Origin of the sequence: Streptomyces sp. NPDC052023 (assembly GCF_044548465.1) — a bacterium.
GTDB lineage: Bacteria > Actinomycetota > Actinomycetes > Streptomycetales > Streptomycetaceae > Streptomyces.
In genome coordinates, this window is record NZ_JBIUBW010000012.1 from 159,108 (window position 1) to 183,872 (window position 24,765).

Here is a 24,765-nt window from a genome sequence, read left to right on the forward strand (position 1 = left end):
CCGGTCCGTTCGGTCGGACCGGCCCCCGCGGCGAAGTCTCTGCCCCTCGGGTCCTTTCGGGTGTACGCGGTTCACGCGTGTCCGCTCGGGCCGGGAAGCCACCGCTTCAGGTGTGTCGGTTACTGCATGACGGCCATGGCCAGCGCCCTCCGGGCGCGCCGCGAGGCGCGCTCGGCCCGGCGCTGCATCCGGCGGGCGGCCACCAGGCTCATGGCACGGCGCTGCTCCCGCGCCTCATGCAGCCGGTCGTGCATATGCGCACGAGCCAGGGCTTCTGGGATGAGTTGCATCTCTCGGGTCCTGTTCTGACGCGAGTCGTTCGCGCCGGTGGTGGTGACGTCTGGAGTCGCTGAGCCGGTGGGCTCGTTGGTGGACGGCTTCATCGGGGCCTGCTTCTGGGGGTCGTGCGTGAGGGGGCGGTCGATCGTTCCTGCGGTGTTCATGCCGTGACCGGGTTCTTGCGCGGGCGGCCACGCGGCCGCTTCCGGGCGACGACGACACCCTGGACGAACAGCTCGCCACCCCAGACACCCCAAGGCTCACGCCGCTCCTTGGCGCCGGCGAGGCAGGCCTCGATCAGCGGGCAGGTGCGGCAGAGGGACTTGGCGTACTCGACGTCCGCCGGGGACTCCGCGAAGAAGACCTCCGGGTCGTAGGAACGGCAGGGGACGGGTACGCCGAGGTTCTCGATGGCGTCGTCGAGCGCGGTGAGCGCCGTGAGGGGGGTCAAGGTGGAGTCCTCCGTGAGGCCGGGCGGGGGGATCGTTTCGGAAGGCGGTACGGACGGGGCGTGCGCTTCGAGTTGCACGGTGTCGACTTCCTCGTCTTGGTCGTTCCGGTCGGGTTGGACCGGGTGGCGGCTGGTACCGGGTTCTTTTCTTGTCCCGAGGCCCCTTCGCTCCGTCGTCCCGTTCGGGACAAACAGAAGGGCCGCGGATCCCGGATGGGGTTCCGCGGCCCTGAAGGCGCCGGCCTGATTGCCGATCAGGCTGGATCACTCCAGGGTTCTGGCCCACGGAAGGCCCACATCTGGTGGTGCTGCGTCGTCTGCTTCCGGAATCCGGCACCGGTCGCCGTAAAGGCATAGGCCTGGGCCTGTGCCACTACTGCTGCTTCCAGTGCCTTGGTCGGTCGCTCATCGCGCTCACGGACGGGAAGGCCCGCAAGAGACAGGGAGGACGCCGGACGGTCGGCACGAATGCCGGACAGACCGGTGCCCGGGTTGGAGATGCCGAGCATGCACAGGGAAGCGACCGAGCGATCGGTCGTTTTGACGATGCTGATGGAGCTCTTCTTGATGCTGATCACTGGACTCGCCTCCTCTCGGCGTCTCGGGGGACTGGGGTCAACCAGTCCGGCGGGTATGCAAGTAGAACACGGAATCAGGGCCTTCGAGAAGGCCGCTGTCCCCGTGCCTAAGAACCTATGGGGATTGCTGGGGCATGCGCAAACTATTTTTTCGACGAGTTCGTATCAGTCCGCTTCCTTCCCTGCCTCGGGCTCTTGGCCTGCGCAGATGGCCAGAACGTCGGCTCCGTAGCGGTTGAGCTTGCGCATCCCGACCCCCGGGATCCGTGCCAGTTCGCCCTCGTCGTCCGGGGCGGTCTCGGCGATCGCGATGAGGGTCTTGTCGGTGAAGACGCAGAAGGCGGGCTGACCGCTGCGCCGGGCCTGGACCGCACGCCAGTCCCGCAACCGTTCGTACAGCCCCTCGTCCATGTCGGAAGGGCAGTCCTCACAGCGCATCAGTTTCATCTCACCGGCATCGGTGAGTGTCCGTCCGCAGACACGGCAGCGGGCGGGGGCGCGCTGTGTCCGTCTGGGCGCGGCAAGCGCACCGGTGCGGTTCCCTCCACCGGGGTAGCCGCGCTCGATGCCACCGGCGCCGCCCGCGGCTGCGCGGCCGCCGGCTGCGGCGGAGCCGGGACGCAGACCGTCGAGGAAGCGGCTGGGGCGGCGGCTGGGGCGACCGCCGGGTGAGCGGGCGAGCGCCCAGGAGACATGAAGGTGCGAGCGTGCGCGGGTGACGCCGACATAGAGGAGGCGGCGTTCCTCCTCGATCTGTTCGTCGGTCTTGGCGTAGGTGATCGGCATCATGCCCTCGGCTACACCGACCAGGAAGACGACGTCCCACTCCAGGCCCTTGGCCGAGTGCAGGGAGGCGAGGGTGACGCCCTGCACGGTCGGGGCGTGCTGGGCGTTCGCGCGCTCGTCGAGTTCCGCGACGAGGTCGGCGAGGGTGGCTCGGGGGCGCGCCGCGGCGTAGTCCTGGGCGAGGCTGACCAGCGCGGCCAGCGACTCCCAGCGCTCCCTGACCACGCCGGAGCCGGCCGGGGGCGTGGTCGTCCAGCCTTCTCCGGAGAGCACGGCTCGCACCTGGGAGGGCAGGTCGACGGCCTCGTCGAGAAGGGAGTCGTTGCCCCCGAAACGGGCGGCGCCGCGGAGGGCGACGCCGGCCTTGCGCACCTCGGGCCGGTCGAAGAACCGCTCGGCGCCACGCAGCTGGTAGGGGATCCCGGCGTCGGCGAGTGCCTGCTCGTAGGTCTCGGACTGGGCGTTCGTGCGGAACAGGACGGCGATCTCGGCGGCCGCCACGCCGGAGTCGAGGAGTTCACGGATGCGGCGCGCGGCGCCCTCGGCCTCGTCCGGCTCGTCGGTGTACTCGGTGTAGACGGGCTCGGGGCCGGCGGGGCGCTGGGAGACCAGTTCCAGCCGGTGGTCGGCGGCACGGCCGCTGGCCTGGGCGAGCAGCCCGTTGGCGAGGTGGACGACCTGGGGCGTGGAGCGGTAGTCGCGGACCAGCTTGACGACGGTGGCGCCGGGGTGGCGGGCGCGGAAGTCGAGGAGGTAGTCGGGGGTTGCGCCCGTGAACGAATAGATCGTCTGGCTGGCGTCGCCGACGACGCACAGGTTGTCCCGGTCGCCGAGCCAGAGTTCCAGCAGGCGCTGCTGGAGGGGGCTGACGTCCTGGTACTCGTCGACCACGAAGTGCTGGTACTGGGCACGTACCTGGTCGGCGATGTCGTGCCGGTCCTGGAGAACGGCGACGGTGAGCAGCAGGACGTCCTCGAAGTCGATGACCACGCGGTCCCGCTTGAGGTCCTCGTAGGCCGTGTAGATCTGGGCGACCTCGGCGGGATCGCGAGGTGTCTCGCGGCCGGCCTTCGCGGCTGCGAGCGCGTAGTCGGACGGGACGGTCTGGGTGACCTTCGACCACTCGATCTCACCGGTGACGTCGCGCAGCTCGCCCCGGTCGAGGCGGATGCGGCAGGCGGCGGCGGCGTCGGCGACGAGCTGGACCTTGCGGTCGACCAGCCGGGGCATGGAGCCGCCGACGGCTTTCGGCCAGAAGTACTGGAGCTGGCGCAGGGCCGCCGAGTGGAACGTGCGGGCCTGGACCCCGGCGGCGCCGAGCTGACGGAGGCGACCGCGCATCTCGCCGGCGGCCCGGTTGGTGAAGGTGACGGCGAGCACGCTGGAGGGAGGGAGGATGCCGGCTCGCACACCGTAGGCGATCCGGTGGGTGATCGCCCGGGTCTTCCCGGTCCCTGCGCCTGCCAGCACGCAGACCGGCCCGTGCAGCGCGGTGGCGACCTCGCGCTGCTCGGGGTCGAGCCCTTCGAGCACCGCGTCGGCCGAGTCCGGTGCCTGCGGGAAGAGGGTGGAGTGCGTTGCTGCTGTCACACGGCCATGCTGCCAGGTCGTGGGAGACGGGTGAGCCGGTTATCCACAGGCGGGGTCTCGCGGTCGTATTAATGCGGCGGGCATCACGTCGTCGTGGGGTGGGGCCGGCCCGTCGACGCGACGCGGCACGCAGCCCGTCGTAAGAGGACGGCAAGGGCCTTGCCGGCCCGACGCCGCCGTCAGGGGGCCGTCCGGCATGGCTGTACCCCGCATACCCCCGGCGGGAATGGCGCCGACGTCGCGTACGTTCCCTCTCTGGCGACCACTTCCCCGACCCGCCGAAGGAGCGCGAGAGACATGCCGGGCACTGTGACGATGTACAGCACCACGTGGTGTGGCTACTGCCGCCGGCTGAAGAGCCAGCTGGACCGCGAGGGCATCGCGTACGACGAGATCAACATCGAGCAGGACCCGGAGTCCGCCGCGTTCGTGGAGAAGGCGAACGGCGGGAATCAGACGGTGCCGACCGTGCGGATCGTGCCCGTCGAGGGTGGCTCGGAGGTCGTCATGACCAACCCGAGCCTCGCTCAGGTGAAGCAGGCGCTCAGCGCCTGACCTGCTTCAGGGCCCTCGCCGGACGGTGTTCGGCGAGGGCCTCTTCATGCCCCGTCCCGTGCCGTGTCAGAACGCGCTGCGCGTCGGAAGTGGCTTGCCGTACCAGAGCTCGATCAGCCGGGCGGCGATGGAGATGCCGTACGGCGGCATCACCTCGCCGGACTCGAAGGCGGCGCGCAGTTCGTCGCGGGAGAACCAGCGGGCCTCGCTGATCTCGTCCCCGTCGACGTTGATCTCGGTGGAGGTGGCGCGGGCCATGAAGCCGAGCATGAGGCTGGACGGGAAGGGCCAGGGCTGACTGGCCACGTACTCGACCTGGCCGACGGTGATGCCGGCCTCCTCGTGGACCTCGCGGCGCACCGACTGCTCGATGGACTCGCCGGGCTCGACGAAGCCGGCCAGCGTGGAGAAGCGGCCCTCGGGCCAGTGGACCTGGCGGCCGAGCAGGATGCGGTCCTCCTCGTCGGTGACGGCCATGATCACGGCGGGGTCGGTGCGCGGGTAGTGCTCGGCGCCGCAGGCGGGGCAGCGGCGGATGTGCCCGGCGGCCGCGATGACCGTGCGTTCGCCGCAGCGGGAGCAGAAGCGGTGGGTGCGCTGCCAGTTCTCCAGGCCGACCGCGTGCACCATCAGGCCCGCGTCGCGCGGGGACAGCAGCAGGCCGGCCTCGCGCAGGCCCGCCGGGCGCGCGGACTGGTCCATACGGCCGGGCAGCGCGTCCTTCTGGAGCGCGAAGTAGCTGACGCCGTCCTCGTCGATGCCCAGGAAGTAGCGGTGGGCTTCGGTGAGCGGGGCTTCGAAGGACGGGCCCATGACGAGTTCGGTCCGTCCGTCGGGCGTCTCGTCGATGAGGACCTGGCCGCCGGAGACCACGAAGCAGCGGGTCCTGGGGTGGCTCCATGCCGCCGCGAGCCAGGCCTCGTCGAGCCGGTGATGCGCGGCACGGTCGATGCCGCTCGGGGCGGTGAGCGAGATGGGGCGGTCGGCGGTGTGGTCGGTCCAGGTGGTCACGGGTGCTTCCAACTCCCCCGGTGGAACGGTCGATTCGGCGGCGGTTCAGCGGGACGTACGGCAGGCGGGGACCGGGTCCGGCGGGGCTCCGTGGTGCGGGCGGCCCTTCCAGTGTGCCCCCGGCACAGTGCCCTCTCGGCCGGGGCGGTCAGGGCGCATGACGCCAGTGCTCGGCGAGGTCGCCCCAGAGGTGAGCGGCGGTTTCGGCGCCCTTCAGGAGCAGGTCCAGTTCGACCTTCTCGTTCGGGGCGTGCCAGCCGTCGGAGGGGACGGAGATGCCCAGGAAGAGGACGGGCGCGCCGAGGACTTCCTGCAGGTCGGCAGCGGGTCCGGAGCCGCCCTCGCGCGTGTGGCGGACGGGTTGTCCGAAGGCGCGGCTCATGGCGCGTACGACGGACTGCAGGGCGGGGTGGTCCAGCGGGGTCAGGCACGGGCGCGTGGCCGCGGAGAAGGCGATCTCGTGCCGGATCCCGGCGGGTACCCGGTCGGCGGCCCAGGCCCGGACCACCTGCTCGATGCGGCCGGGTTCCTGGCCCGCGACCAGGCGGAAGGACAGCTTCACCATTGCCGAGGACGGGACGACCGTCTTGCTGCCCGGACCCTGGTAGCCGCCGCCGATGCCGTTGACCTCGGCGGTGGGGCGGGCCCAGACGCGCTCCAGCGTGGTGTATCCGGCCTCGCCCTGGGTGGCGTACGACTTGGCCGTGCGCAGCCACTGGTCCTCGTCGAAGGGGAGCTCGGCGAAGAGCGCGCGCTCGCGGTCGGTGAGCTCGACGACGCCGTCGTAGAAGCCGGGGATCGCCACGCGGGCGTCGTCGTCGTGCAGGGCGGAGACCAGGCGGGCCACGGCGGTCGCCGGATTGGGTACGGCGCCGCCGAAGGAGCCGGAGTGGATGTCCTGGTCGGGGCCGTACAGCCGGATCTCGCATTCGGCGAGCCCGCGCATGCCAGTGCACACGGTGGGGGTGTCCTCGGACCACATTCCGGTATCGGAGACGATCACCGCGTCGGCGGAGAGCCGCTCCGCGTGCTCCTCGACGAGAGCCCGGAAGTACGGCGACCCGGACTCCTCCTCGCCCTCGATCAGGAGCTTCAGGTTGACTGCCGGCGTGGTGCGGCCGGTGGCGGCGAGGTGGGCACGGACGCCGAGCGTGTGGAAGAACACCTGCCCCTTGTCGTCGGCCGCGCCGCGCGCGTAGAGGCGGTTCTCCCGGACGACGGGCTCGAAGGGGTCGCTGTCCCAGCCGTCCTCGCGTGCGGCGGGCTGCACGTCGTGGTGGCCGTAGACGAGGACCGTGGGCGCGTGCGGGTCGTCCGAGGGCCATTCGGCGAAGACCGCGGGGGCGCCCGGTGTCTGCCAGACCTCGGCGGTGGGGAAACCGGTCTCCTTGAGCGTGCTCGCGAGCCAGTCGGCGCTGCGCCGCACGTCGGAGGCGTGCTGGGGCTGCGCGGACACCGACGGGATGCGCAGCCACTCGGCGAGATCGTCGAGGAAGGCGGCGCGGTGCCGGTCGATGTACGTACGGACGGCGCTGTCCGGGGTCGGGCTCATGCTCACGAGCCTATCGGCCCGCGCTGACACCCTGTTCGTGCGGTTCGTCACCGTACGGCTCGTCCAGCAGCAGCCGCTCCAGCGCTGCGCGGCCGGGGAGGCCTTCCGGCCGCACGACCTCGCCCGTCCGCACGTACACGAACGCCGCGGTGACCGACTCCAGGGGTACGCCCTGCTGCTCGGCCCAGGCGAGGCGGTACAGGGCGAGCTGGAGCGCGTCGGCCGTGCGGCCGCGGCCGGTCTTCCAGTCGACGATCTCGTACGTCGTCCGCTTGCCCTGCCCGTGCCGGTACACGGCGTCGATGCGGCCCCGTACGACGCGGCCGGCGATGGCCAGCTGGAAAGGCGCCTCGACGCGGTGGGGGGTGCGGTGGGCGTACTCGGTGCGTTCGAAGGCCTCCTTCAGGGCCTCCAGATCGCGTTCGTCGGCGATCTCGGCATCGCTGCCCGGCAGCTCCTCGGGCTCCAGCATGGGCAGCGTCAGCTCTTCGAAGCGGGCCTCCACCCAGGCGTGGAAGCGTGTGCCCTGGCGCGCGGCGGGCTGCGGCGGGCGCGGCATGGGCCGGGCCAGCTCCTGCGCGAAGCCGTCCGGGTCGGCGGCAAGCCTCAGCAGCTGGGACGCGGTCAGCGAGGCCGGCAGCACGACCTCCGTGACGGACTCGCGCGCGCGGAGCAGCTCGCCGGTGAGGGCGTCGAGGTCGCGGTCCCAGGAAGCGACGGCGCGGGCCTCCTCGGGGGTCAGTGTGCCCGGCTCGGGCAGGGAGGGGTGCGGGCGGGCGCCCCGGGGCGCGGCGGTGTCCGGCGTGCCCCGGAGGGGCGCATCGGCGTCCGGCGGCGCCGCCTGGTGCGGAACGGTCGTGCGAGGGCCCTGGGCGGGGTGTGGCCCTTGAGCGGGGCGGGCCACGTCCGCGGACGCGTCGAGGTCCGTGCCCGCGGGCCGCTCCGTGTCCCATGAGTCCCAGTCGGCCGGGCCCGCCTCCTGGGCGTCGTCCTCGTAGGGGAGTCCGTCGGGGACCTCGTCGTCGGGCGGTGGGGGCCAGTCCGGGTCGTCGTACGCGTCGGGGTCGTGTACGGCGGCCTGGTGGGCGTCGTCGTGGGCGGTGAGGGCGTCGAGGTGGGCCAGCACCGTCTCGGCCGCCGTACGGCGCCGGGCCAGGGCGGCGGTGTCGAGGGGCAGCGGCCACAGCTGGCCGGCGGTCGCCTGGTGGAGGGCCGGGTTCTCCGCGTCCTCGGCGGGTTCTTCCGCCCAGGCCTCGATCTCGCCGTGACCGGCGACGCAGTGCTCGTAGAGGGCGAGGAGGAAGTCGGAGGGACCGCGGGGCTTCTTCTGGGTGGGGCCCCACCAGTGACCGGAGCCGAGGAGGAGGGAGCGGGGGCGGGTGAAGGTGACGTAGCCGAGGCGGAGTTCCTCGGTGCGCTGGTGGTCCTTCATGGCTTCATGGAAGGCCTTCATGCCGCGCGCGTCCCACGACGCGATGTCGGGCAGGGTGTCGGCATCGCCGCGCAGTTCGTGCGGGAGCACCTTGGCCTGGGCGGTCCACTTCTCGCGGCCCTGGCCACTGGGGAACGTCCCGGTGACGAGCCCGGGTACGGCGACGACGTCCCACTCCAGGCCCTTGGACTTGTGCGCGGTGAGCACCTTGACGGTGTTCTCGCCGCCCGGCAGCGCGTTGTCGAGGCCCTTCTCGTACTGGGCGGCGGTGCGCAGGAAGCCCAGGAAGGCGAGCAGACTGGCCTCGGACTCGTTGGCCGCGAAGGAGGCGGCGACGTCCAGGAAGTTGGACAGGGTCTCGCGGCGGCGGGCGGCGAGGGCGTGCGGGGACGCCGACAGTTCGACCTCCAGGCCGGTGACGGCGAGGACACGGTGCAGGACGTCCATGAGCGGGTCGGCGAGGGAGCGGCGCAGGTCGCGCAGTTCGGCGGCGAGGCGGGCGAACCGCACGCGCGCGTCCGGCGAGAACGGCAGCCCGTCGTCGTCCCCGCCGCCCTCCACGGGTGATTCCAGGAAGGTGTCCAAGGCGTCGGCGAGCGAGATCACCTCGGACGGGTCGACGCCCTCGACCGCCTCGGCGAGCCTGCGCTCGGGGTCGTCGTCCCCCTCCACGCGCGCGTGCGCCACCAGCGCCCGGGCGCGACGTCCGAGCAGGGCGAGGTCGCGCGGGCCGATACGCCAGCGCGGGCCGGTCAGCAGACGGACCAGGGAGGCGTTGGCGCCCGGGTCCTGGAGGACCTCGCAGACGGCGACCAGGTCGGCCACCTCGGGCAGATGCAGCAGCCCGGAGAGGCCGACGACCTCCACCGGGATGTCGCGGGCGACGAGCGCGCCCTGGATCTCGGCGAAGTCGGTCGCCGCGCGGCACAGCACCGCGATCTCGCCGGGCTCCTTGCCGGTGCGCACGAGGTGGGCGATCGAGTCGGCGATCCAGTCGGTCTCCTCGGCGTGGGTGGTCAGCAGGGCGCAGCGGACGATGCCGTCGCGTTCGGCGCCGGGAGCCGGGCGGAGGGCCTCCACGCCCGCGTGCATGGCGCGCAGCGGTTCGGCCAGGCCGTTGGCGAGGTCCAGGAGGCGGCCACCGCTGCGGCGGTTCTGGCTCAGCGCCTGGCGCTCGGCCGTCGTGCCGTCGGGGTGGGCGAAGTGCTCGGGGAAGTCGTCGAGGTTGGCGACGGAGGCGCCACGCCAGCCGTAGATGGCCTGGCAGGGGTCGCCGACGGCGGTCACCGGGTGGCCGGTGCCGCCCCCGAACAGGCCTGCCAGGAGGACGCGTTGGGCGACGGACGTGTCCTGGTACTCGTCGAGCAGGACCACACGGAACTCGTCACGCAGGACGCGGCCGACGTCCGGGATGTGGGCGAGCCGCGCGGCGAGGGCGATCTGGTCGCCGAAGTCGAGCAGGTCCCGCTCGCGCTTGGCGGCCCGGTACCGCAGGACCAGCTCGGCGAGCTCCCGGCGGGCGGCGGCGGTGTCGGGAACCTTGCGCAGATCGGCGTTGGTGAGCTTGGCGCCCTCCAGCGTGCGCAGCAGCTCCGCGTCCCACGCGCGCAGGCTCTCGGGCCGTACGAGGTGCTCGGCGAGTTCGGAGTCGAGGGCGAGCAGGTCGCTGACCAGGTCAGGGAAGGAGCGGGTCAGCGCCGGGTAGGGGCCCGGGGCTTCGCGCAGCACGCGTGCGGCGAGCTGGTAGCGGGTGGCGTCAGCGAGCAGACGGGAGGTCGGTTCGAGCCCGATGCGCAGACCGTGGTCGGTCAGCAGACGTCCGGCGAAGGCGTGGTACGTGGAGATCACCGGCTCGCCGGGCGGATTGTCCGGGTCGATGACGTCGGGGTCGGTGACGCCGGCCTTGACGAGCGCCTTGCGGACCCGTTCGGCGAGTTCACCGGCGGCCTTGTTGGTGAAGGTGAGGCCGAGCACCTGTTCGGGCGCGACCTGTCCGGTGCCGACCAGCCACACCACGCGTGCCGCCATCACCGTCGTCTTGCCGGAGCCTGCTCCGGCAACGATCACCTGCGGGGCGGGCGGCGCGATGATGCAGGCCGTCTGCTCCGGGGTGAACGGGATCCCGAGGAGCTCCTTGAGCTGCTCGGGTTCGGTGAGAGGTGCGGACATCCCAAAGAGGCTAGCGGCGGGCACTGACAACGCTTGCCGTATCGATCGCCGGGACAGGAGAAGCACAGGTCAGCCCATGTGGTGCCTTACATCACTCGATCACATGGCGTCCCTCGGGGCGGGCGCTGCACGACGCCCGGAACGCGCAGTGCGCGCAGTGCTGACCGGTCGTCGGCCGGAACCGCTCGTCAAGCACCTTGCCGGCCGCCGTCGCCAGCAGTTCACCGACCCACTCCCCCTTCAGCGGCTCCTGGGCCTGCACCTTGGGCAGCGTCTCACCGCCGTCCCGCCGGGCGGCGCCCTGACGCAACTGGACCAGTTCGGCGCCGCCCGGCTCGGGGCGCACGCCGTCGAACGCCTCGTCCACGGCGCCCTCGCGCACCGCCAGCTGATAGACGGCCAGCTGGGGGTGACGCGCCACCTCCTTGGATGTGGGCGCCTGCTTTCCGGTCTTGAAGTCGACGACATAGGCGCGTCCTTCGCCGTCCGCCTCGACCCGGTCCATGGAGCCGCGGATGCGCACCTGGTAGTCGCCCGCTTCGAGAGTGACGTCGAAGTCGTGCTCGCTCGCCACGGGCGTACGGCCGGTGCGGTCCATCACATGCCATTGAAGGAAGCGTTCCAGCGCCACACGCGCGTGCTGCTTCTCCTGTACGGACTTCCACGGGGCATCGAAGGCGAGGGCGTTCCACACGGAGTCGAGGCGTTCCATGAGGACGTCGAGATCGGCCGGGGTACGGCCGGAGGCGACCTCGTCGGCGAGGACGTGCACCACGTTGCCGAAGCCCTGTGCGGCGGTCGCGGGGGCCTCGGCCTTCACCTCACGCCCCAGGAACCATTGCAGGGCACAGGTGTTGGCGAGCTGGTCCAGGGCGCTGCCCGACAGCACGACGGGCTGGTCGCGGTCGCGCAGCGGCACCTTGGACTCGGTCGGCTCGAACATGCCCCACCAGCGGTACGGATGCGCGGCGGGGACCAGTGGCCGGCCGTCCTCGTCGGCCAGGGCGGCTAGGCGGGCCAGCCGACGGGCAGCCGCCTCCCTGAGGGCCCCGGACGCGCGCGGGTCTACGGTCGTGGCACGCAACTCGGCGACGAGCGCGGCGACGGACAACGGGCGGCGCGGGCGGCCGGTGACGTCCCTGGGCTCGACGCCGAGCTCGGTCAGGAAACGGGAAGGCTGGTCACCGTCGTCCGCGGGAGCCTTCACCGCGGTGACGACGAGGCGTTCACGCGCGCGCGTGGCGGCGACGTAGAACAGGCGGCGCTCCTCGGCGAGCAGCGCGCCCGGGGTGAGCGGCTCGGCGAGCCCGTCCCGGCCGATGCGGTCGGCCTCCAGCAGGGAGCCGCGGCGGCGCAGGTCCGGCCACAGCCCTTCCTGGACGCCCGCCACCACGACGAGGCGCCATTGGAGCCCCTTCGCCCGGTGCGCGGTCATCAGGCGCACCGCGTCGGGCCGCACGGCGCGTCCCGCGAGGGTGTCGGCGGCGATGTCCTCGGACTGAAGCTCCTCCAGGAAGTTCAGCGCGCCGCGGCCGCCGGTGCGCTCCTCCGCGCGGGCCGCGGTGGCGAACAGCGCGCACACGGCGTCCAAATCACGGTCCGCGTTGCGTCCGGCCGCGCCGCCGCGGCGCGTTGCCCGCTCCAGGCGCGCCGGCCACGGCGTGCCCTCCCACAGGTCCCACAGCGCCTCCTCCGCCGTACCGCCGCCCGCGAGCCGTTCACGCGCCTTCTGCAACAACGCGCCCAGGCGCTGAGCGCCTCGCGCGTACGCCGGATCGTGCGCCACCAGGCGCTCGGGTTCGGCAAGCGCCCGCGCGAGCAGGTCGTCCGACGGCGGCGGCACGGGGTTGCCCGCGGCACGCTCCTCGTCGCGCAGGGCGCGCCCCAGCCGACGCAGGTCGGCGGCGTCCATGGCGGCGAGGGGCGAGGCGAGGAGGGTGAGGGCGGTCTCGTTGTCGAGCCAGCAGGCTTCGGGGGCGGGGGCGCGCTCGGGCCCGGCAGCCGGCTCCGACTCGGGCTCGGGCTCCGGCTCGGGCTCGGGCTCCGGCTCCGGCTCCGGCTCGGAACTCTGCCCCGACTCGGGTACCGGCCCCGGCAGGGAACTCTGCTCCCACTCGAGCACAGGCTCCTGATCAAGCACAGGCTCCGGCTCGGAAGCCGACCCCGCCCCGAGAGTGATGCCCGCCTCAGCCGCGGCCACCGCCCGCAGTGCCGTCAGCAGCGGTGCCACCGCCGGCTCGTGCCGCAACGGCACGTCGTCGCCGTCGATGTCGAGCGGGACACCGGCGGCCGTGAGGGCACGACGGACCGTCGGGATCGTGCGGGATCCCGCGCGCACCAGGACCGCCATCTCGCCCCACGGGACACCGTCCTCCAGATGAGCGCGGCGCAGGATGTCGGCGATGTTGTCCAGTTCGATGCCGGCCGTCGGGTACGTGTAGACCTCCACGCGGCCACCGTCCCTGACGGGGGTCAGCTCGCGATGGGCGCGTACCTTCTCCGCCGGGAGCCGGGTGAGCGGCATGCGCTGGGTCAGCAGCCGGGTCGCGGCCAGCAGGGCGGCGGCGGAGCGGCGGGAGGTCCGTAGCACTTCGACGGGGGCGGGGCGGCCGTCCGCGCGCGGGAAGGCGCCTGGGAAGTCGAGGATGCCGTTCACGTCCGCGCCCCGGAAGGCGTAGATCGACTGATCGGGGTCGCCGAAGGCGAAGAGCGTGCGGCCCTCGCCGGCCAGGGTGTGCAGCAGCCGCACCTGGGCGGGGTCGGTGTCCTGGTACTCGTCCACGAACACGGCGTCGTAGCGCGCGGCGAGCTGCTTCGCGACCTCGGGACGTCGGGCGAGGAGGACCGCGCGGTGGACCAGTTCGGCGTAGTCCAGGACGCCCTGCAGGTCGAGGACATCGAGGTACTCGGCGAGGAACGCGGCCGCAGCACCCCAGTCCGGGCGGCCGATGCGGCGGGCGAAGGCGTCCAGGGCGTCCGGGCCGAGGCCGAGTTCCCGGCTGCGGGCGAGCACCGCGCGGACCTCGTCGGCGAAGCCCCGGGTGGTGAGGCAGGCGCGCAGTTCGTCCGGCCAGCGCACGTGCGCGAGGCCGAGCCTCTCCAGGTCGGGCTGGCCCGCGAGCAGCTCGCGGACGGCGACGTCCTGCTCGGGGCCGGACAGCAGCCGCAGCGGTTCGGCGAACAGGTCGCTGTCCTGGCGGGCGCGGACCAAGGCGTAGCAGTACGAGTGGAAGGTGGTGGCCTGGGGTGCGCGCGCCGCACCTATGCGCAGCGCCATACGGTCGCGCAGCTCGACGGCCGCCTTGCGGCTGAACGTCAGCACCAGAATCCGCTCGGGGTCGACGCCGCGCGCGATGCGGGCCGCGACGGCCTCCACAAGGGTGGTGGTCTTGCCGGTTCCCGGGCCGGCGAGAACGAGCAGCGGACCGGTCCCGTGGTCAACCACGGCGCGCTGTGCCGCGTCCAGACGAGGGGGACCCGAACGAGCCGGCGGGGTACGTACCAACCGGTAAGCGCCACGGTCCACCTGCCGCACCGGGTGGTGCGGCAGGCGCCTGGTGGAGGAAGAGGAGCTCACGTGGTTCGCCAGTCCTGGTGTTTGTGCTGGTGGGCCGACCGCCGTGCGTGGCGGGCGGTGGCCGCGGGATGAGGGGGACACGTGCAGCCGACGCTACGCCGACGGGCCGGTCGGAAGGATGGCTTCCGCTTCTTCCCACACGGCTCACGCGACCCGCGCGTCCCTTGCACCACGAACGTACGTCATGCCACGGATGTGCCCTGTTTCCCCCGTACGGATCAGAGGCCTCCCGCGGAGGCGTCCGATGGCGGAAGCTGTCAGGTGTGAGCCTCCGCGCGTTCGCCGCCGTCCCACCGCGCGCGTCTCATGTCGAGGCGCGGCAGGTGGCCCTCGGCCGCCCGGGCCGCCTCCTTCAGGGGCGTGCCCTCGGCGCGGTAGTGGCCGAGCGCGTCGAGTTCGTGCCCGGGGAGCAGGACCCCGTCCGCGCGGACGACGCGCCACCACGGAACGGCACCCCCGTAGAGCGCCATCACCCGGCCGACCTGCCGGGGGCCCCCCTCCTCCAGCCACTCGGCGACGTCCCCGTACGTCATGACCCTCCCCTCCGGAATCAGTTCGGCGACCTCCAGGACCCGCTCGGCGTACTCCGGCAGGTCCTGCGCGTACTCCGGCAGGTCCTGCGCGTACTCCGGGCGGGCGTCCTCGGGAAGGCTGTCCTCGCTCATTCGCCCCATCCTGCCGCACACCTCCGACAACGCGACGCGCTCGCCACTGTGCGTGACCCTCGCCCTGGGGCAGAGCTTCGGGCAGACTGTGCGCCCCCGCGTTTGCACCCTGATGCCCCCCTGTGTCGGTGGAGCATGCCACCATCGTGCGGGCGGTGACTGGTGATACGAGATCAAGAAGAGACCATGAAGCAGCAGGGTGTGCACCCCGAGGACGCGGAGAGCACCCCTGATGCCTCGTCGCGCCCACACACCGCCGACGCGGACGCCGCACGCGTGAAGGGGACAGGAGAGCCGACCGGGCGAGGTGACGCCGAAGACGCCGAGGGCACCTCCGGACGTGGTGGCCCCGGCTCGGACGGCGTGGCCGGGCGAGGCACCGGCGACCCCCACAGCGACGAGGTGGAGGGCGACGAGCCGCTCCTCCCCGCGCGCGTGCACCGCCCCTCCGACCTGATGCGGCTCCTGGTGGGCGTGCTCGCCGTCGTCGTGCTGCTCGCCATCGCGGCGTTCGCGCACGGCACCACATCGGGGCTCGAACAGGACATCAACAAGGGCACCGGACAGGCGCCCGACCTTCTCATCAAGATCGCGGGGCTTGCGTCCAGCATCGCGATCCTGCTGGTGCCGGTGGCGTTCGCGATCGAGCGGCTGATCAAGCGGGACGGGCTGCGCATCGCCGACGGCGTGCTCGCGGCGGTCCTCGCACACGGCGTGACGCTCGCGACCGACCTGTGGGTCGCCCGGGCGGCGCCCGGCTCGATCCAGGACGCGCTCACCCAGCCCTCCCCCGGCGACATCACCGCCCTGACCGACCCGGTGCACGGCTACCTGGCCCCGGTCATCGCGTACATGACGGCCGTCGGCATGTCCCGCAGACCCCGCTGGCGCGCTGTGCTGTGGATCGTGCTGCTCCTCGACGCCTTCTCGATGCTGGTCACGGGGTACACGACGCCGTTCTCGATCATCCTGACGGTGCTGATCGGCTGGACCGTGGCCTACGGCACGCTGTACGCGGTCGGCTCTCCCAACGTCCGCCCGACCGGCCGGACGCTGATGGCGGGCCTGCGGACCGTCGGCTTCCACCCGGTGAGCGCGTCCCGTGAGGACACCCTGGACGCCGCGGACGCCGGCGACCGCGGCCGCAGGTACTTCGTCACGCTGGAGGACGGCCGACCGCTGGACGTCACGGTCGTCGACCGCGAGCAGCAGGCACAGGGTTTCTTCTACAGGGTGTGGCGCAACCTGACGCTGCGCGGCTTCGCCACCCGGCGCAGCCTGCAGTCGCTGCGCCAGGCCCTGGAGCAGGAGGCCCTGCTGGCGTACGCGGCGATCGCGGCGGGCGCGAACGCGCCCAAGCTGATCGCCACCTCCGAACTCGGCCCCGACGCCGTGATGCTGGTCTACGAGCACACCGGCGGCCGCACCCTCGACTCGCTGCCCGACGAGGAGATCACCGACGAACTGCTGCGCCACACCTGGCACCAGGTGCGGGCACTGCAGTCGCGACGCATCGCGCACCGCAGGCTGGGGGGTGACGCGATCCTGGTGGATCGTTCCGGCACCGTGATCCTCACCGATCTGCGCGGCGGTGAGATCGCGGCCGGCGATCTGTTGCTGCGCATGGACGTCGCCCAGCTGATGACGACGCTCGCCCTGCGGGTGGGCGCCGAGCGCGCGGTTGCCTCAGCCGTCGAGGTGCTCGGGCCCGACGCCGTGGCCGACTGTCTGCCGATGCTCCAGCCCATCGCCCTCACCCGCTCCACGCGCGCGACGCTGCGCCGGCTGGCCAGGGAGCGGGCGGAGCGCGAGCGCGAGGCGGTGCTGGACGCGTCCCGGCAGGCCAAACAGGCCCGGCTCGAAGCGGCCGGAGACGATGCCGCGGTCGCACTCGAAAAGCCCGACAAGAAGGCCGTACGCGCGCAGAACAGGGCCGAGAAGCGGGCCATCGACGAGGCTCTGGACGAGGCGCGCGAGGACGACCTGCTCACGCAGATCCGGCACGAGGTGCTGCGGATCCGGCCACAGGCGCCTGTCGAACCGGCACGCCTGGAGCGGGTGCGGCCGCGCACGCTGATCAGTTTCATCGCCGGCGCGATCGGCGCGTACTTCCTGCTCACCCAGCTCACGCACATCGAGTTCGGGCCGCTGATCGCCAACGCCGAGTGGGGCTGGGTCATCGCGGCGGTGCTGTTCTCGGCGTTCAGCTACGTGGCCGCCGCGATGGCCCTGCTGGGCTTCGTGCCCGAGCGGGTACCGTTCCCGCGGACGGTGGCGGCGCAGGTCGCCGGGTCGTTCGTGAAGATCGTGGCGCCGGCCGCGGTGGGCGGTGTGGCGCTGAACACGCGCTTCCTGCAGCGCTCGGGGGTGCGGCCGGGACTCGCGGTGGCCAGCGTCGGCGCCTCGCAGTTGTTCGGGCTCGGCTGTCACATCCTGATGCTGCTGGCGTTCGGCTATCTGACCGGTACCGAGAAGACCCCCTCCCTGTCGCCGTCCCGGACCGTCATCGCCGGTCTGCTGACGGTGGCGGTGCTGGTGCTCGTGGTGACCTCCGTGCCGTTCATGCGGAAGTTCGTCTCCACGCGCGTGCGGTCGCTGTTCGCGGGTGTCGTGCCGCGCATGCTGGACGTGCTCCAGCGGCCGCAGAAACTGGTCACCGGCATCGGCGGCATGCTGCTGCTCACCGCCTGCTTCGTGATGTGCCTGGACGCCTCGATCCGCGCCTTCGGGGACGAGACGACGTCGATCAGCATCGCCAGCGTGGCCGTGGTGTTCCTCGCGGGCAACGCGCTCGGTTCGGCAGCCCCGACTCCGGGCGGTGTGGGTGCCGTCGAGGCCACCCTGACCGTCGGCCTGATCGCCGTCGGCCTGCCCAGCGAGGTCGCGGCCCCGGCCGTACTGCTGTTCCGGCTGCTGACCCTGTGGCTGCCGGTGCTGCCGGGCTGGCTGGCGTTCAACCATCTGACGCGCAAGGGCGCGCTGTAGGACGCGGGTACCGGGCGGCGGGTGAGGCACAGACGCGCGCGTGCCCGTCGGTCGGCCCAGGGGCCTGCACGCGCTCCGCGCCCGTGCCCGCCGCCGCCCACCGCCCGCCGCCCGCCGCCCGCCGCCCGCCGGGCATCCTCGGCGGCGCACATCCCGCGCGGGGCCACCCCACGCGCGCGTACCGCGCCCCGCAGGCGGCCCCGTACGTATCCCACCCACAGCCCACCGCAGGTGGCGTACCTCGTACGGCCCGCCCACCGCGAGCGCCCAGGCGGCTGCGGGCGCAGGATGGATGCATGCCGAATCCTTCCCGGCTGCGCGCCGCTGCCCTGACCGTCTCCGCCGTGCTGCTGTCCACCGTGCTGGCGGGGTGCGGCGAGGACTCCCAGGACCAGGATCTGACGGCCCAGAAGCTGAGCTGGAAGGACTGCCCGGCGCCCGACCAGGCACAGGGCGGCGGTGATGCGCCCTCTCCGCTGCCTGGCGGCGACGACTGGCAGTGCGCGACCATGAAGGCGCCCCGCGACTGGGACGACCCCGAGGGCGATACCATCGGCATCGAGCTGATCCGGGCCGAGGCCAGCGGTCCGGCGGACCGGCGCATCGGCTCGCTGATCTTCAACTTCGGCGGGCCCGGCGGCTCGGGCGTCACGACGCTGCCCGCGTTCGCCGAGGGCTACGGCACGCTGCGCACCCGCTACGACCTGGTGAGCTTCGACCCACGTGGGGTCGGCCGCAGCGCCGGGGTGTGGTGCGAGAACGACCAGCAACTCGACGTCTACTACCAGCAGGACGCCACACCGGACGACGCCGCCGAGCGCACCGAGTACGTCGACAACGTCAAGGCGTTCAACGCCGCCTGCGACAAGAACTCCGGCAAGATGCTGCCGCACGTGCAGACCACGGAAGCGGCACGGGACATGGATCTGATGCGCCAGGTGCTCGGCGACGACAAGCTCCACTACTTCGGCATCTCCTACGGCACCGAGCTGGGCGGCGTCTACGCCCACCTGTTCCCGAAGAACGTCGGCCGGGCGGTCTTCGACGCCGTGGTCGACCCGACACAGGACTCCGAACAGGGCTCCCTCGGGCAGGCCAAGGGCTTCCAGCTCGCGCTGGACAACTACGCGCAGCACTGCGTGTCGCAGGAGGAGGACTGCCCGGTCGGGGACAGCGCGCAGGACGTCAAGAACCGCATCGCCGAACTGCTCAAGAATCTGGACAGCAAGCCGATTCCCGGCATCTTCCCCCGCCAGCTGACCCAGACGGCCGCGACCAGCGGCATCGCCCAGGCCCTGTACTCGCAGGACTTCTGGGAGTACCTCACCGAGGGCCTCGAGCAGGCGTACGACGGTGAGGGCCAGATCCTGATGATGCTGTCGGACTCGCTGAACGGCCGCAATCAGAACGGCGAGTACAGCAACCTCACCGCCGCCAACGTCTCCATCAACTGCGCCGACGACAAGCCGCGCTACACCACCGAGTACGTGCAGGGGAAGCTGCCCGAGTTCCGGGCCGCATCGCCGGTGTTCGGTGACTACCTTGCCTGGTCCATGATGAGCTGCACCGACTGGGCGGTGCCCGGCGCCGCCGACCATCCGGACGTCAGTGCGCCCGGTTCGGCGAAGATCCTCGTCATCGGCAACACCGGCGACCCGGCCACGCCGTACGAGGGTGCGCGCAGGATGGTGCAGGCGCTGGGCAAGGGGGTCGGCGTGGAGCTGACGTACAAGGGGCAGGGCCATGGCGCGTACGACAGCGAGAGCAAGTGTGTGAAGCAGGCGGTGGACGGCTACCTCCTGGACGGGAAGGTGCCGACGGGTGGGACGGTCTGCACCTGACCGCCGCGACGACGCTCACACGACACGAAGAAAATCCCTAAACCCGCAGGTCAAAGGGTTATCCACAGGCTCGCACGGCTGATGCTCGCTCCGCCTACCATGGCGGGACAGCCGTTCGCGATGGAGCACGGGCGGCATGAGAGGGGGGATTGTGGCCATGGCGCGCTTCGTACGGTGGACGGCGCTGACCGTCGCCGCCGGGCTGTTGGCGGCGGGTTGCGCAGGCGCGTCCGACGATTCGTCGGACAACGGCAAGGGGACGTCCGCCCCACCCCCGTCCGCCGGCGGGCCGGCCTCGGGGCTGCCCTCCGCACTGGCGGACCAGAAGCTCGACTGGGGCGACTGCGGGGCCACCGACGGCGCCCCTGCCCCGGGCGACGAGTGGCGGTGCGCGACGTTGAAGGTGCCACTGGACTGGGCGCGACCGGAGGGCGCGACGATCGACCTTGCCCTCATCCGCTCCGAGGCGAGCGGCGACGACCGCATCGGCTCGATGCTGTTCAACTTCGGCGGCCCGGGCGGCTCGGGCCTGTCGACCATGCCGGCGTACGCCTCCACCGCCTCGACGCTGCATGAGCGGTACGACCTCGTGAGCTGGGATCCGCGCGGGGTGGGCGCCAGCGAGGGCATCCGCTGCCGCAGTGACAAGGAGATACAGGCCGCCGAGGCCGTGGACGTCAGCCCGGACACACCGGCCGAGGAGGAGGCGTACTTCCGCGACGCCGCCGACTTCGGCAAGGGCTGCGAGGCGTCCGGTGGAAAGCTGCTGGCGCACGTCTCGACCGCCGACACCGCCCGCGACATGGATCTGATGCGCCATGTCCTCGGCGACCCGAAGATGCACTACTTCGGCATCTCGTACGGCACCGAACTCGGCGGCGTCTACGCCCATCTGTTCCCGAAGAACGTGGGACGGCTGGTGCTGGACGCGGTCGTCGACCCGAGCGCCGACGCGGTGGGCCACGCCAAGAATCAGACACTCGGCTTCCAGCGCGCCCTCGACGACTATCTGAAGTCGACCGGCCAGGACCCCGTTCAGGGCTCCCGGAAGATCGCTGACCTGCTGAAGCGGATCGACGCGGAACCGCTGGCGACGTCCAGCGACCGGAAACTGACGCAGACGCTCGCCTTCACCGGCATCGTCCTGCCGCTGTACAGCAAGTCGAGCTGGCCCACCCTCACCATGGCCCTGGAGGCCGCCGAAGAGGGCGACGGCTCCGCGCTGCTGGCACTCGCCGACAGCTACAACGAGCGCGACGAGGCGGGCCGCTACACCACGGCGACCCACTCGCAACGGGTCATATCGTGCTTGGACGACAGGCAGCGGCCCACGCCCGAGGAGGCGGAGAAGCTGCTGCCGGAGTTCGAGAAGATCTCGCCGGTGTTCGGTCAGTTCCTCGGATGGGACACGGCGGGCTGGTGCCACGAATGGCCGGTGGCCGGGCAGTACGACACCCCGGAGGTGAGCGCTCCGGGCGCGGCGCCGATCCTGGTGGTGGGCAACACCGGCGACCCGGCGACCCCGTACGAGGGCGCCCGCAGGATGGCGGACGAGCTGGGCAAGGACGTCGGGGTGATGCTCACCTGGAAGGGCGAGGGGCACGGTGCCTACGGAAGCGGGAGCGACTGCGTCGACTCCACGATCAACGCGTACGCGCTGAACGGGACGGTGCCGAAGGACGGCAAGGTCTGCTCATGACGCCGGCGGGGGCTCCGCGCACCCATGGCACGCGAAGCCCCCGCCGGACGGGAAGTCTGTCCGGATCAGTAGACCGGCTTGTCCGGTTCGATCTGGTTGACCCAGCCGATGACGCCGCCGCCGACGTGGACGGCGTCGGAGAAGCCCGCCGACTTCAGGACCGCGAGGACTTCCGCACTGCGGACGCCCGTCTTGCAGTGCAAGACGATCTTCTTGTCCTGCGGGAGGGACTCCAGAGCGGTGCCCATGAGGAACTCGTTCTTCGGGATCAGCTTGGCGCCCGGGATCGAGACGATCTCGTACTCGTTGATCTCGCGGACGTCGATGATCTCGATGTTCTCGCCGTCGTCGATCCACTCCTTGAGCTGCTTGGGAGTGATCGTCGAGTCGGCGGCCGCCGCCTGGGCCTCCTCGGAGACGACGCCGCAGAAGGCCTCGTAGTCAATGAGCTCGGTGACGGTGGGGTTCTCGCCGCAGACCGCGCAGTCGGGGTCCTTGCGGACCTTGACCTGGCGGTACTGCATCTCCAGGGCGTCGTAGATCATCAGACGGCCGACGAGCGGCTCGCCGGTGCCGGTGAGGACCTTGATGGCCTCGGTGACCTGGATGGAGCCGATGGACGCGCACAGCACGCCCAGCACGCCGCCCTCGGCGCAGGAGGGGACCATGCCGGGGGGCGGGGGCTCCGGGTAGAGGCAGCGGTAGCAGGGGCCGTGCTCGGACCAGAACACGGAGGCCTGGCCGTCGAAGCGGTAGATCGAGCCCCAGACATACGGCTTGTTCAGCAGGACACAGGCGTCGTTGACCAGGTAGCGGGTCGCGAAATTGTCCGTGCCGTCGACGATCAGGTCGTACTGGCTGAAGATGTCCATCACGTTGTCGGCCTCGAGCCGCTCCTCGTGCAGGACCACGTTCACGTACGGGTTGATGCCGAGCACGCTGTCGCGGGCGGACTCGGCCTTGGAGCGGCCGATGTCCGACTGGCTGTGGATGATCTGGCGCTGCAGGTTGGACTCGTCGACCTCGTCGAACTCCACGATGCCGAGGGTGCCGACGCCCGCCGCGGCCAGGTACATCAGGGCCGGAGAGCCCAGGCCGCCGGCGCCGACACACAGCACCTTGGCGTTCTTCAGCCGCTTCTGCCCGTCCATCCCGACATCGGGAATGATCAGGTGGCGGGAGTACCTGCGGACCTCGTCTACGGTGAGCTCGGGGGCCGGCTCGACCAGGGGTGGCAGCGACACGGGGACTCCGTTGGTCGGTCTATCACTACGGATGTTCTCCGCGTAACACTGCCACGGCCTTTTTCATTCCGAGACACCTGTTCCGATACGCGAGACGATTTCGTCCCAGTAGCCGGGCATCGTCTCCCAGGGGTCGGTGTGCCCGCCGCGATCCGTGCGGTCGGTGAAGTAGAGGGTCGCGGCTCCCTGCCAGCGGGCGATGCGCAGCGCCTCCTCGAGATGACGGCGGGGCACTCCGTGCACGAAGTGGCAGAAGCGCTCAGGCCCGTGGTCGGCCGTCCACTCGGCAGCCTGCGACCAGCGGTAGTCGCTCCAGGAGCCCCGGAAGGTGACCAACTGGTCGGCGGACTCGGCATAGCCGGGATACGGATGTGTCCCATGGCCGAGAACGATGTGGGCATCGTCATGCAGGCCACGCAGCGTCGTGGTGGTGCGGTGTACCTCGAGGAGGCCGGCGCGGTCGGCCGGGCAGCGGTCCAGGAGGAAGCCGTCGACCTGGTACCAGTCGAGATACCGGCGGGCGTCCGCGATCGTCTCGCCGAAGGGGCGGGCTCCGTACCGGACGTCGAGATGGCCGAGAACGCGGACGCCGGCGTTGCGGAGCCTGCCCGCCGCTTCCAGGCAGTGCGGGTCAGGGAGGACGCCGGGGCCGTCGGAGACGTTCAGGACGACCCAGTGCAGGGCGGCACCGTGACGGGTGAGTTCGCCCCACTCGGTGGCTGCGAGGAGTGGGTGCGCGGGGCCGGGGACGCCTAAGCCGGTGTGGACGCCGGTATCGGCCGTTCTCGCCTTCGATCTGGTCAGATACGGCATGCCGCCTCCATCCAGATGTCGGCGAGGGACTCTTCGAGGTTGATGCGCGGGCGCCAGCCGAGGCGGTCGCGGGCGGTGCGGACGTCGGCCTGCTGCCAGCTGCCGCAGCCGTCCGGGTAGGGGTACGCGGCGGGGCCGGTGTGCGCCGAGTGGGTGGAGACGTGCGTGGAGTGAAGGGTGTGCGGGGGGTGGGAGCTGTGCGGCTGGTGAGAGCCGTGAGCGGCGTGATCCGCGTCCGAGCGGTGGACCAGAGGGTCGGTGCTGCGGGGGTGGGCCAGGGGTTCCGGACGGGGGTGGCCGATCGAGGGGCGCAGGGCGCCAGGTGGGCCGTCGAGTTCGTGCAGAGCGCCGCCGTAGCCGGCCACACGGGCGAGGATCGCGGCGGCGTCGCGCAGGCGGACGGCGCGGCCGGAGCCGATGTTGATGACGCCCTGCGCGGCGGAGAGCGAGGCGGCGTGGACGGCGCGGGCCACGTCGCGTACGTCGATGAAGTCGCGTTGGGCGCCGAGACCGCCGAGCTTGAGTTCGCCGTCGCCGGTCTGCATGGCGCGGCGCATGGCCTCGGCGAGGCGGCCGAGAGGGGAGCCCGCGGGGGTGCCGGGGCCGGCCGGGGAGAAGACCCGGAGTACGACCGCGTCGAGGCCGGAGCCGAGGACGAGTTCGGTGGCGGCGAGTTTGCTGACGCCGTAAGGGCCGCCCGGGCGGGGGACGGCGTCCTCGGCCGTGGACGAGCCGGGCTGGCTCGGACCGTACTCGGCGGCGCAGCCGATCTGGACGAGGCGGGCGCCGCAGCCGCTGCGGCGCAGGGCCTCGCAGACGGTGGCCACGGCGACGGTGTTGTGGCGGGTGAGTTCGCGGGCTCCGCCTCTTGTGGTGCCGGCGCAGTTGATGACCACGCCGGGGTGGACGGCGTCGAGGAAACGGGTCAGGGCGCCGGGGCTGCCGGAGGCGAGGTCGAAGCGGACGTCGGCGTCGTCGCCGCGCCCGAGGGCGGTGAGCTGGACCGCCGGGTCGGCGAGGAGGCGGTCGGCGACGAAGCGGCCCAGATAGCCGTTGGCTCCGATCAGCAGGACTCTCATCGGGCTGCTCCCGGGTCCGGGCTGGCGGGTCGGGAGGTCGTCATCGGGGATCTCCTTGGGGAGGGGGGCTGGGTGGCCTGCGGCGCCTGGGCGGGTGGGGCCACGTCTTGACGGACGGGGTGACTGGCGGCGCCCGGTGGGCGCAGCCGCTTCTGTTGACCACGTGGGGTGGGTCGGACTGCGACGCCCGGTTTCGGGCGACGCCACGCGGGGTGGGTCGGCCTGCGGCACCGGAAGGGAGGAAGCCACGTGAGCGGGGCGTCCTGCGGGCCGGCGGCCTGAGCCACGTGCTGGAGCCCGCGGTGCCTGAGCCCGAGGCCCGGCGTGCAGCGCCTGCTCTGCGGCGACCGCACTCGGCTCTCGGTGCCGGCTGGCGCCGTCATGCCCGCGGCGGCCCGTGCGGGTCGTGGGGGTGCGTGCAGCGCCTGCGGGCGGTGAGTGGTGCGTGCGCGCCGGGGG

At 71.9% G+C, this 24,765-nt stretch carries 16 protein-coding genes; 4 read left to right on the top strand and 12 right to left on the bottom strand.

Annotation, left to right across the window (positions count from 1 at the left end):
• Positions 1–119: 119 nt before the first annotated feature.
• The 4 genes from ACIHCM_RS23970 to ACIHCM_RS23985 all read right to left on the bottom strand — a co-directional run bounded on the left by ACIHCM_RS23970 (position 120) and on the right by ACIHCM_RS23985 (position 3,684).
• On the bottom strand, positions 120–443 hold the full coding sequence (locus ACIHCM_RS23970) for a hypothetical protein (RefSeq protein WP_399899218.1): 324 nt from the start codon (positions 441–443) through the stop codon (positions 120–122).
• Positions 440–808, bottom strand: a complete 369-nt coding sequence (locus ACIHCM_RS23975; RefSeq protein WP_019072119.1) for a WhiB family transcriptional regulator — start codon at positions 806–808, stop codon at positions 440–442. Before ACIHCM_RS23975 ends, ACIHCM_RS23970 begins: the two co-directional genes overlap by 4 nt.
• Before the next feature lie 176 nt (positions 809–984).
• Positions 985–1,308, bottom strand: coding sequence for a hypothetical protein (locus ACIHCM_RS23980; RefSeq protein ID WP_399899221.1), 324 nt, complete (start codon positions 1,306–1,308; stop codon positions 985–987).
• Positions 1,309–1,473: 165 nt separating this feature from the next.
• The gene (locus tag ACIHCM_RS23985) at positions 1,474–3,684 is read right to left on the bottom strand and encodes an ATP-dependent DNA helicase UvrD2 (protein WP_399899224.1); all 2,211 of its coding nucleotides are present in this window, start codon (positions 3,682–3,684) and stop codon (positions 1,474–1,476) included.
• Between the two features lie 297 nt (positions 3,685–3,981).
• Here ACIHCM_RS23985 and ACIHCM_RS23990 point away from each other — a divergent pair, with 297 nt between their 5' ends.
• The gene (locus tag ACIHCM_RS23990) at positions 3,982–4,239 is read left to right on the top strand and encodes a mycoredoxin (protein ID WP_399899227.1); all 258 of its coding nucleotides are present in this window, start codon (positions 3,982–3,984) and stop codon (positions 4,237–4,239) included.
• A gap of 66 nt (positions 4,240–4,305) precedes the next feature.
• Here ACIHCM_RS23990 and nudC read toward each other — a convergent pair whose 3' ends face one another.
• The 5 genes from nudC to ACIHCM_RS24015 form a co-directional block, all read right to left on the bottom strand.
• Positions 4,306–5,250 carry an NAD(+) diphosphatase gene (gene nudC / locus ACIHCM_RS23995; RefSeq protein WP_399899230.1) on the bottom strand — a complete coding sequence of 315 codons (945 nt, stop codon included), beginning with the start codon at positions 5,248–5,250 and terminating at the stop codon, positions 4,306–4,308.
• Between the two features lie 148 nt (positions 5,251–5,398).
• The gene (locus tag ACIHCM_RS24000; RefSeq protein ID WP_399899233.1) at positions 5,399–6,802 is read right to left on the bottom strand and encodes a dipeptidase; all 1,404 of its coding nucleotides are present in this window, start codon (positions 6,800–6,802) and stop codon (positions 5,399–5,401) included.
• A gap of 10 nt (positions 6,803–6,812) precedes the next feature.
• Positions 6,813–10,403, bottom strand: a complete 3,591-nt coding sequence (locus ACIHCM_RS24005) for a UvrD-helicase domain-containing protein (protein WP_399899236.1) — start codon at positions 10,401–10,403, stop codon at positions 6,813–6,815.
• A 91-nt stretch (positions 10,404–10,494) separates the two neighbouring features.
• On the bottom strand, positions 10,495–13,980 hold the full coding sequence (locus ACIHCM_RS24010) for an ATP-dependent helicase (RefSeq protein ID WP_399899239.1): 3,486 nt from the start codon (positions 13,978–13,980) through the stop codon (positions 10,495–10,497).
• 257 nt (positions 13,981–14,237) lie between these two features.
• Positions 14,238–14,645 (bottom strand): MGMT family protein, encoded by a 408-nt coding sequence (locus ACIHCM_RS24015; protein ID WP_399899242.1) that lies wholly within the window; start codon positions 14,643–14,645, stop codon positions 14,238–14,240.
• A gap of 186 nt (positions 14,646–14,831) precedes the next feature.
• Between ACIHCM_RS24015 and ACIHCM_RS24020 the strand changes: the two genes are divergently transcribed.
• The 3 genes from ACIHCM_RS24020 (at position 14,832) to ACIHCM_RS24030 (ending at position 21,170) form a co-directional block, all read left to right on the top strand.
• Positions 14,832–17,630, top strand: a complete 2,799-nt coding sequence (locus ACIHCM_RS24020) for a lysylphosphatidylglycerol synthase domain-containing protein (protein ID WP_399899245.1) — start codon at positions 14,832–14,834, stop codon at positions 17,628–17,630.
• 296 nt (positions 17,631–17,926) lie between these two features.
• Positions 17,927–19,471, top strand: coding sequence for an alpha/beta hydrolase (locus ACIHCM_RS24025; protein ID WP_399899247.1), 1,545 nt, complete (start codon positions 17,927–17,929; stop codon positions 19,469–19,471).
• A 157-nt stretch (positions 19,472–19,628) separates the two neighbouring features.
• Positions 19,629–21,170, top strand: coding sequence for an alpha/beta hydrolase (locus ACIHCM_RS24030; protein ID WP_399899430.1), 1,542 nt, complete (start codon positions 19,629–19,631; stop codon positions 21,168–21,170).
• 65 nt (positions 21,171–21,235) lie between these two features.
• Here ACIHCM_RS24030 and moeZ read toward each other — a convergent pair whose 3' ends face one another.
• The 3 genes from moeZ to ACIHCM_RS24045 all read right to left on the bottom strand — a co-directional run bounded on the left by moeZ (position 21,236) and on the right by ACIHCM_RS24045 (position 24,306).
• A complete protein-coding gene (gene moeZ / locus ACIHCM_RS24035; RefSeq protein WP_393105576.1) occupies positions 21,236–22,414 on the bottom strand; it encodes an adenylyltransferase/sulfurtransferase MoeZ in 1,179 nt (392 codons plus the stop codon).
• Between the two features lie 63 nt (positions 22,415–22,477).
• Positions 22,478–23,227, bottom strand: a complete 750-nt coding sequence (locus tag ACIHCM_RS24040) for a spherulation-specific family 4 protein (RefSeq protein WP_399899250.1) — start codon at positions 23,225–23,227, stop codon at positions 22,478–22,480.
• Positions 23,215–24,306, bottom strand: coding sequence for an NAD-dependent epimerase/dehydratase family protein (locus tag ACIHCM_RS24045; RefSeq protein WP_399899253.1), 1,092 nt, complete (start codon positions 24,304–24,306; stop codon positions 23,215–23,217). The genes ACIHCM_RS24040 and ACIHCM_RS24045 overlap by 13 nt, the downstream gene beginning before the upstream one ends.
• Positions 24,307–24,765: the final 459 nt, after the last annotated feature.

Bases quoted from the DNA above. Each gene is read 5' to 3' on its own strand.
- ACIHCM_RS23970 (WP_399899218.1), bottom strand. From the start codon at position 443: ATGAACACCGCAGGAACGATCGACCGCCCCCTCACGCACGACCCCCAG.
- ACIHCM_RS23990 (WP_399899227.1), top strand. From the start codon at position 3,982: ATGCCGGGCACTGTGACGATGTACAGCACCACGTGGTGTGGCTACTGC.
- ACIHCM_RS24000 (WP_399899233.1), bottom strand. From the start codon at position 6,802: ATGAGCCCGACCCCGGACAGCGCCGTCCGTACGTACATCGACCGGCAC.
- ACIHCM_RS24005 (WP_399899236.1), bottom strand. From the start codon at position 10,403: ATGTCCGCACCTCTCACCGAACCCGAGCAGCTCAAGGAGCTCCTCGGG.
- ACIHCM_RS24015 (WP_399899242.1), bottom strand. From the start codon at position 14,645: ATGAGCGAGGACAGCCTTCCCGAGGACGCCCGCCCGGAGTACGCGCAG.
- ACIHCM_RS24020 (WP_399899245.1), top strand. From the start codon at position 14,832: ATGAAGCAGCAGGGTGTGCACCCCGAGGACGCGGAGAGCACCCCTGAT.
- ACIHCM_RS24025 (WP_399899247.1), top strand. From the start codon at position 17,927: ATGCCGAATCCTTCCCGGCTGCGCGCCGCTGCCCTGACCGTCTCCGCC.
- ACIHCM_RS24030 (WP_399899430.1), top strand. From the start codon at position 19,629: ATGGCGCGCTTCGTACGGTGGACGGCGCTGACCGTCGCCGCCGGGCTG.
- ACIHCM_RS24040 (WP_399899250.1), bottom strand. From the start codon at position 23,227: ATGCCGTATCTGACCAGATCGAAGGCGAGAACGGCCGATACCGGCGTC.
- ACIHCM_RS24045 (WP_399899253.1), bottom strand. From the start codon at position 24,306: ATGAGAGTCCTGCTGATCGGAGCCAACGGCTATCTGGGCCGCTTCGTC.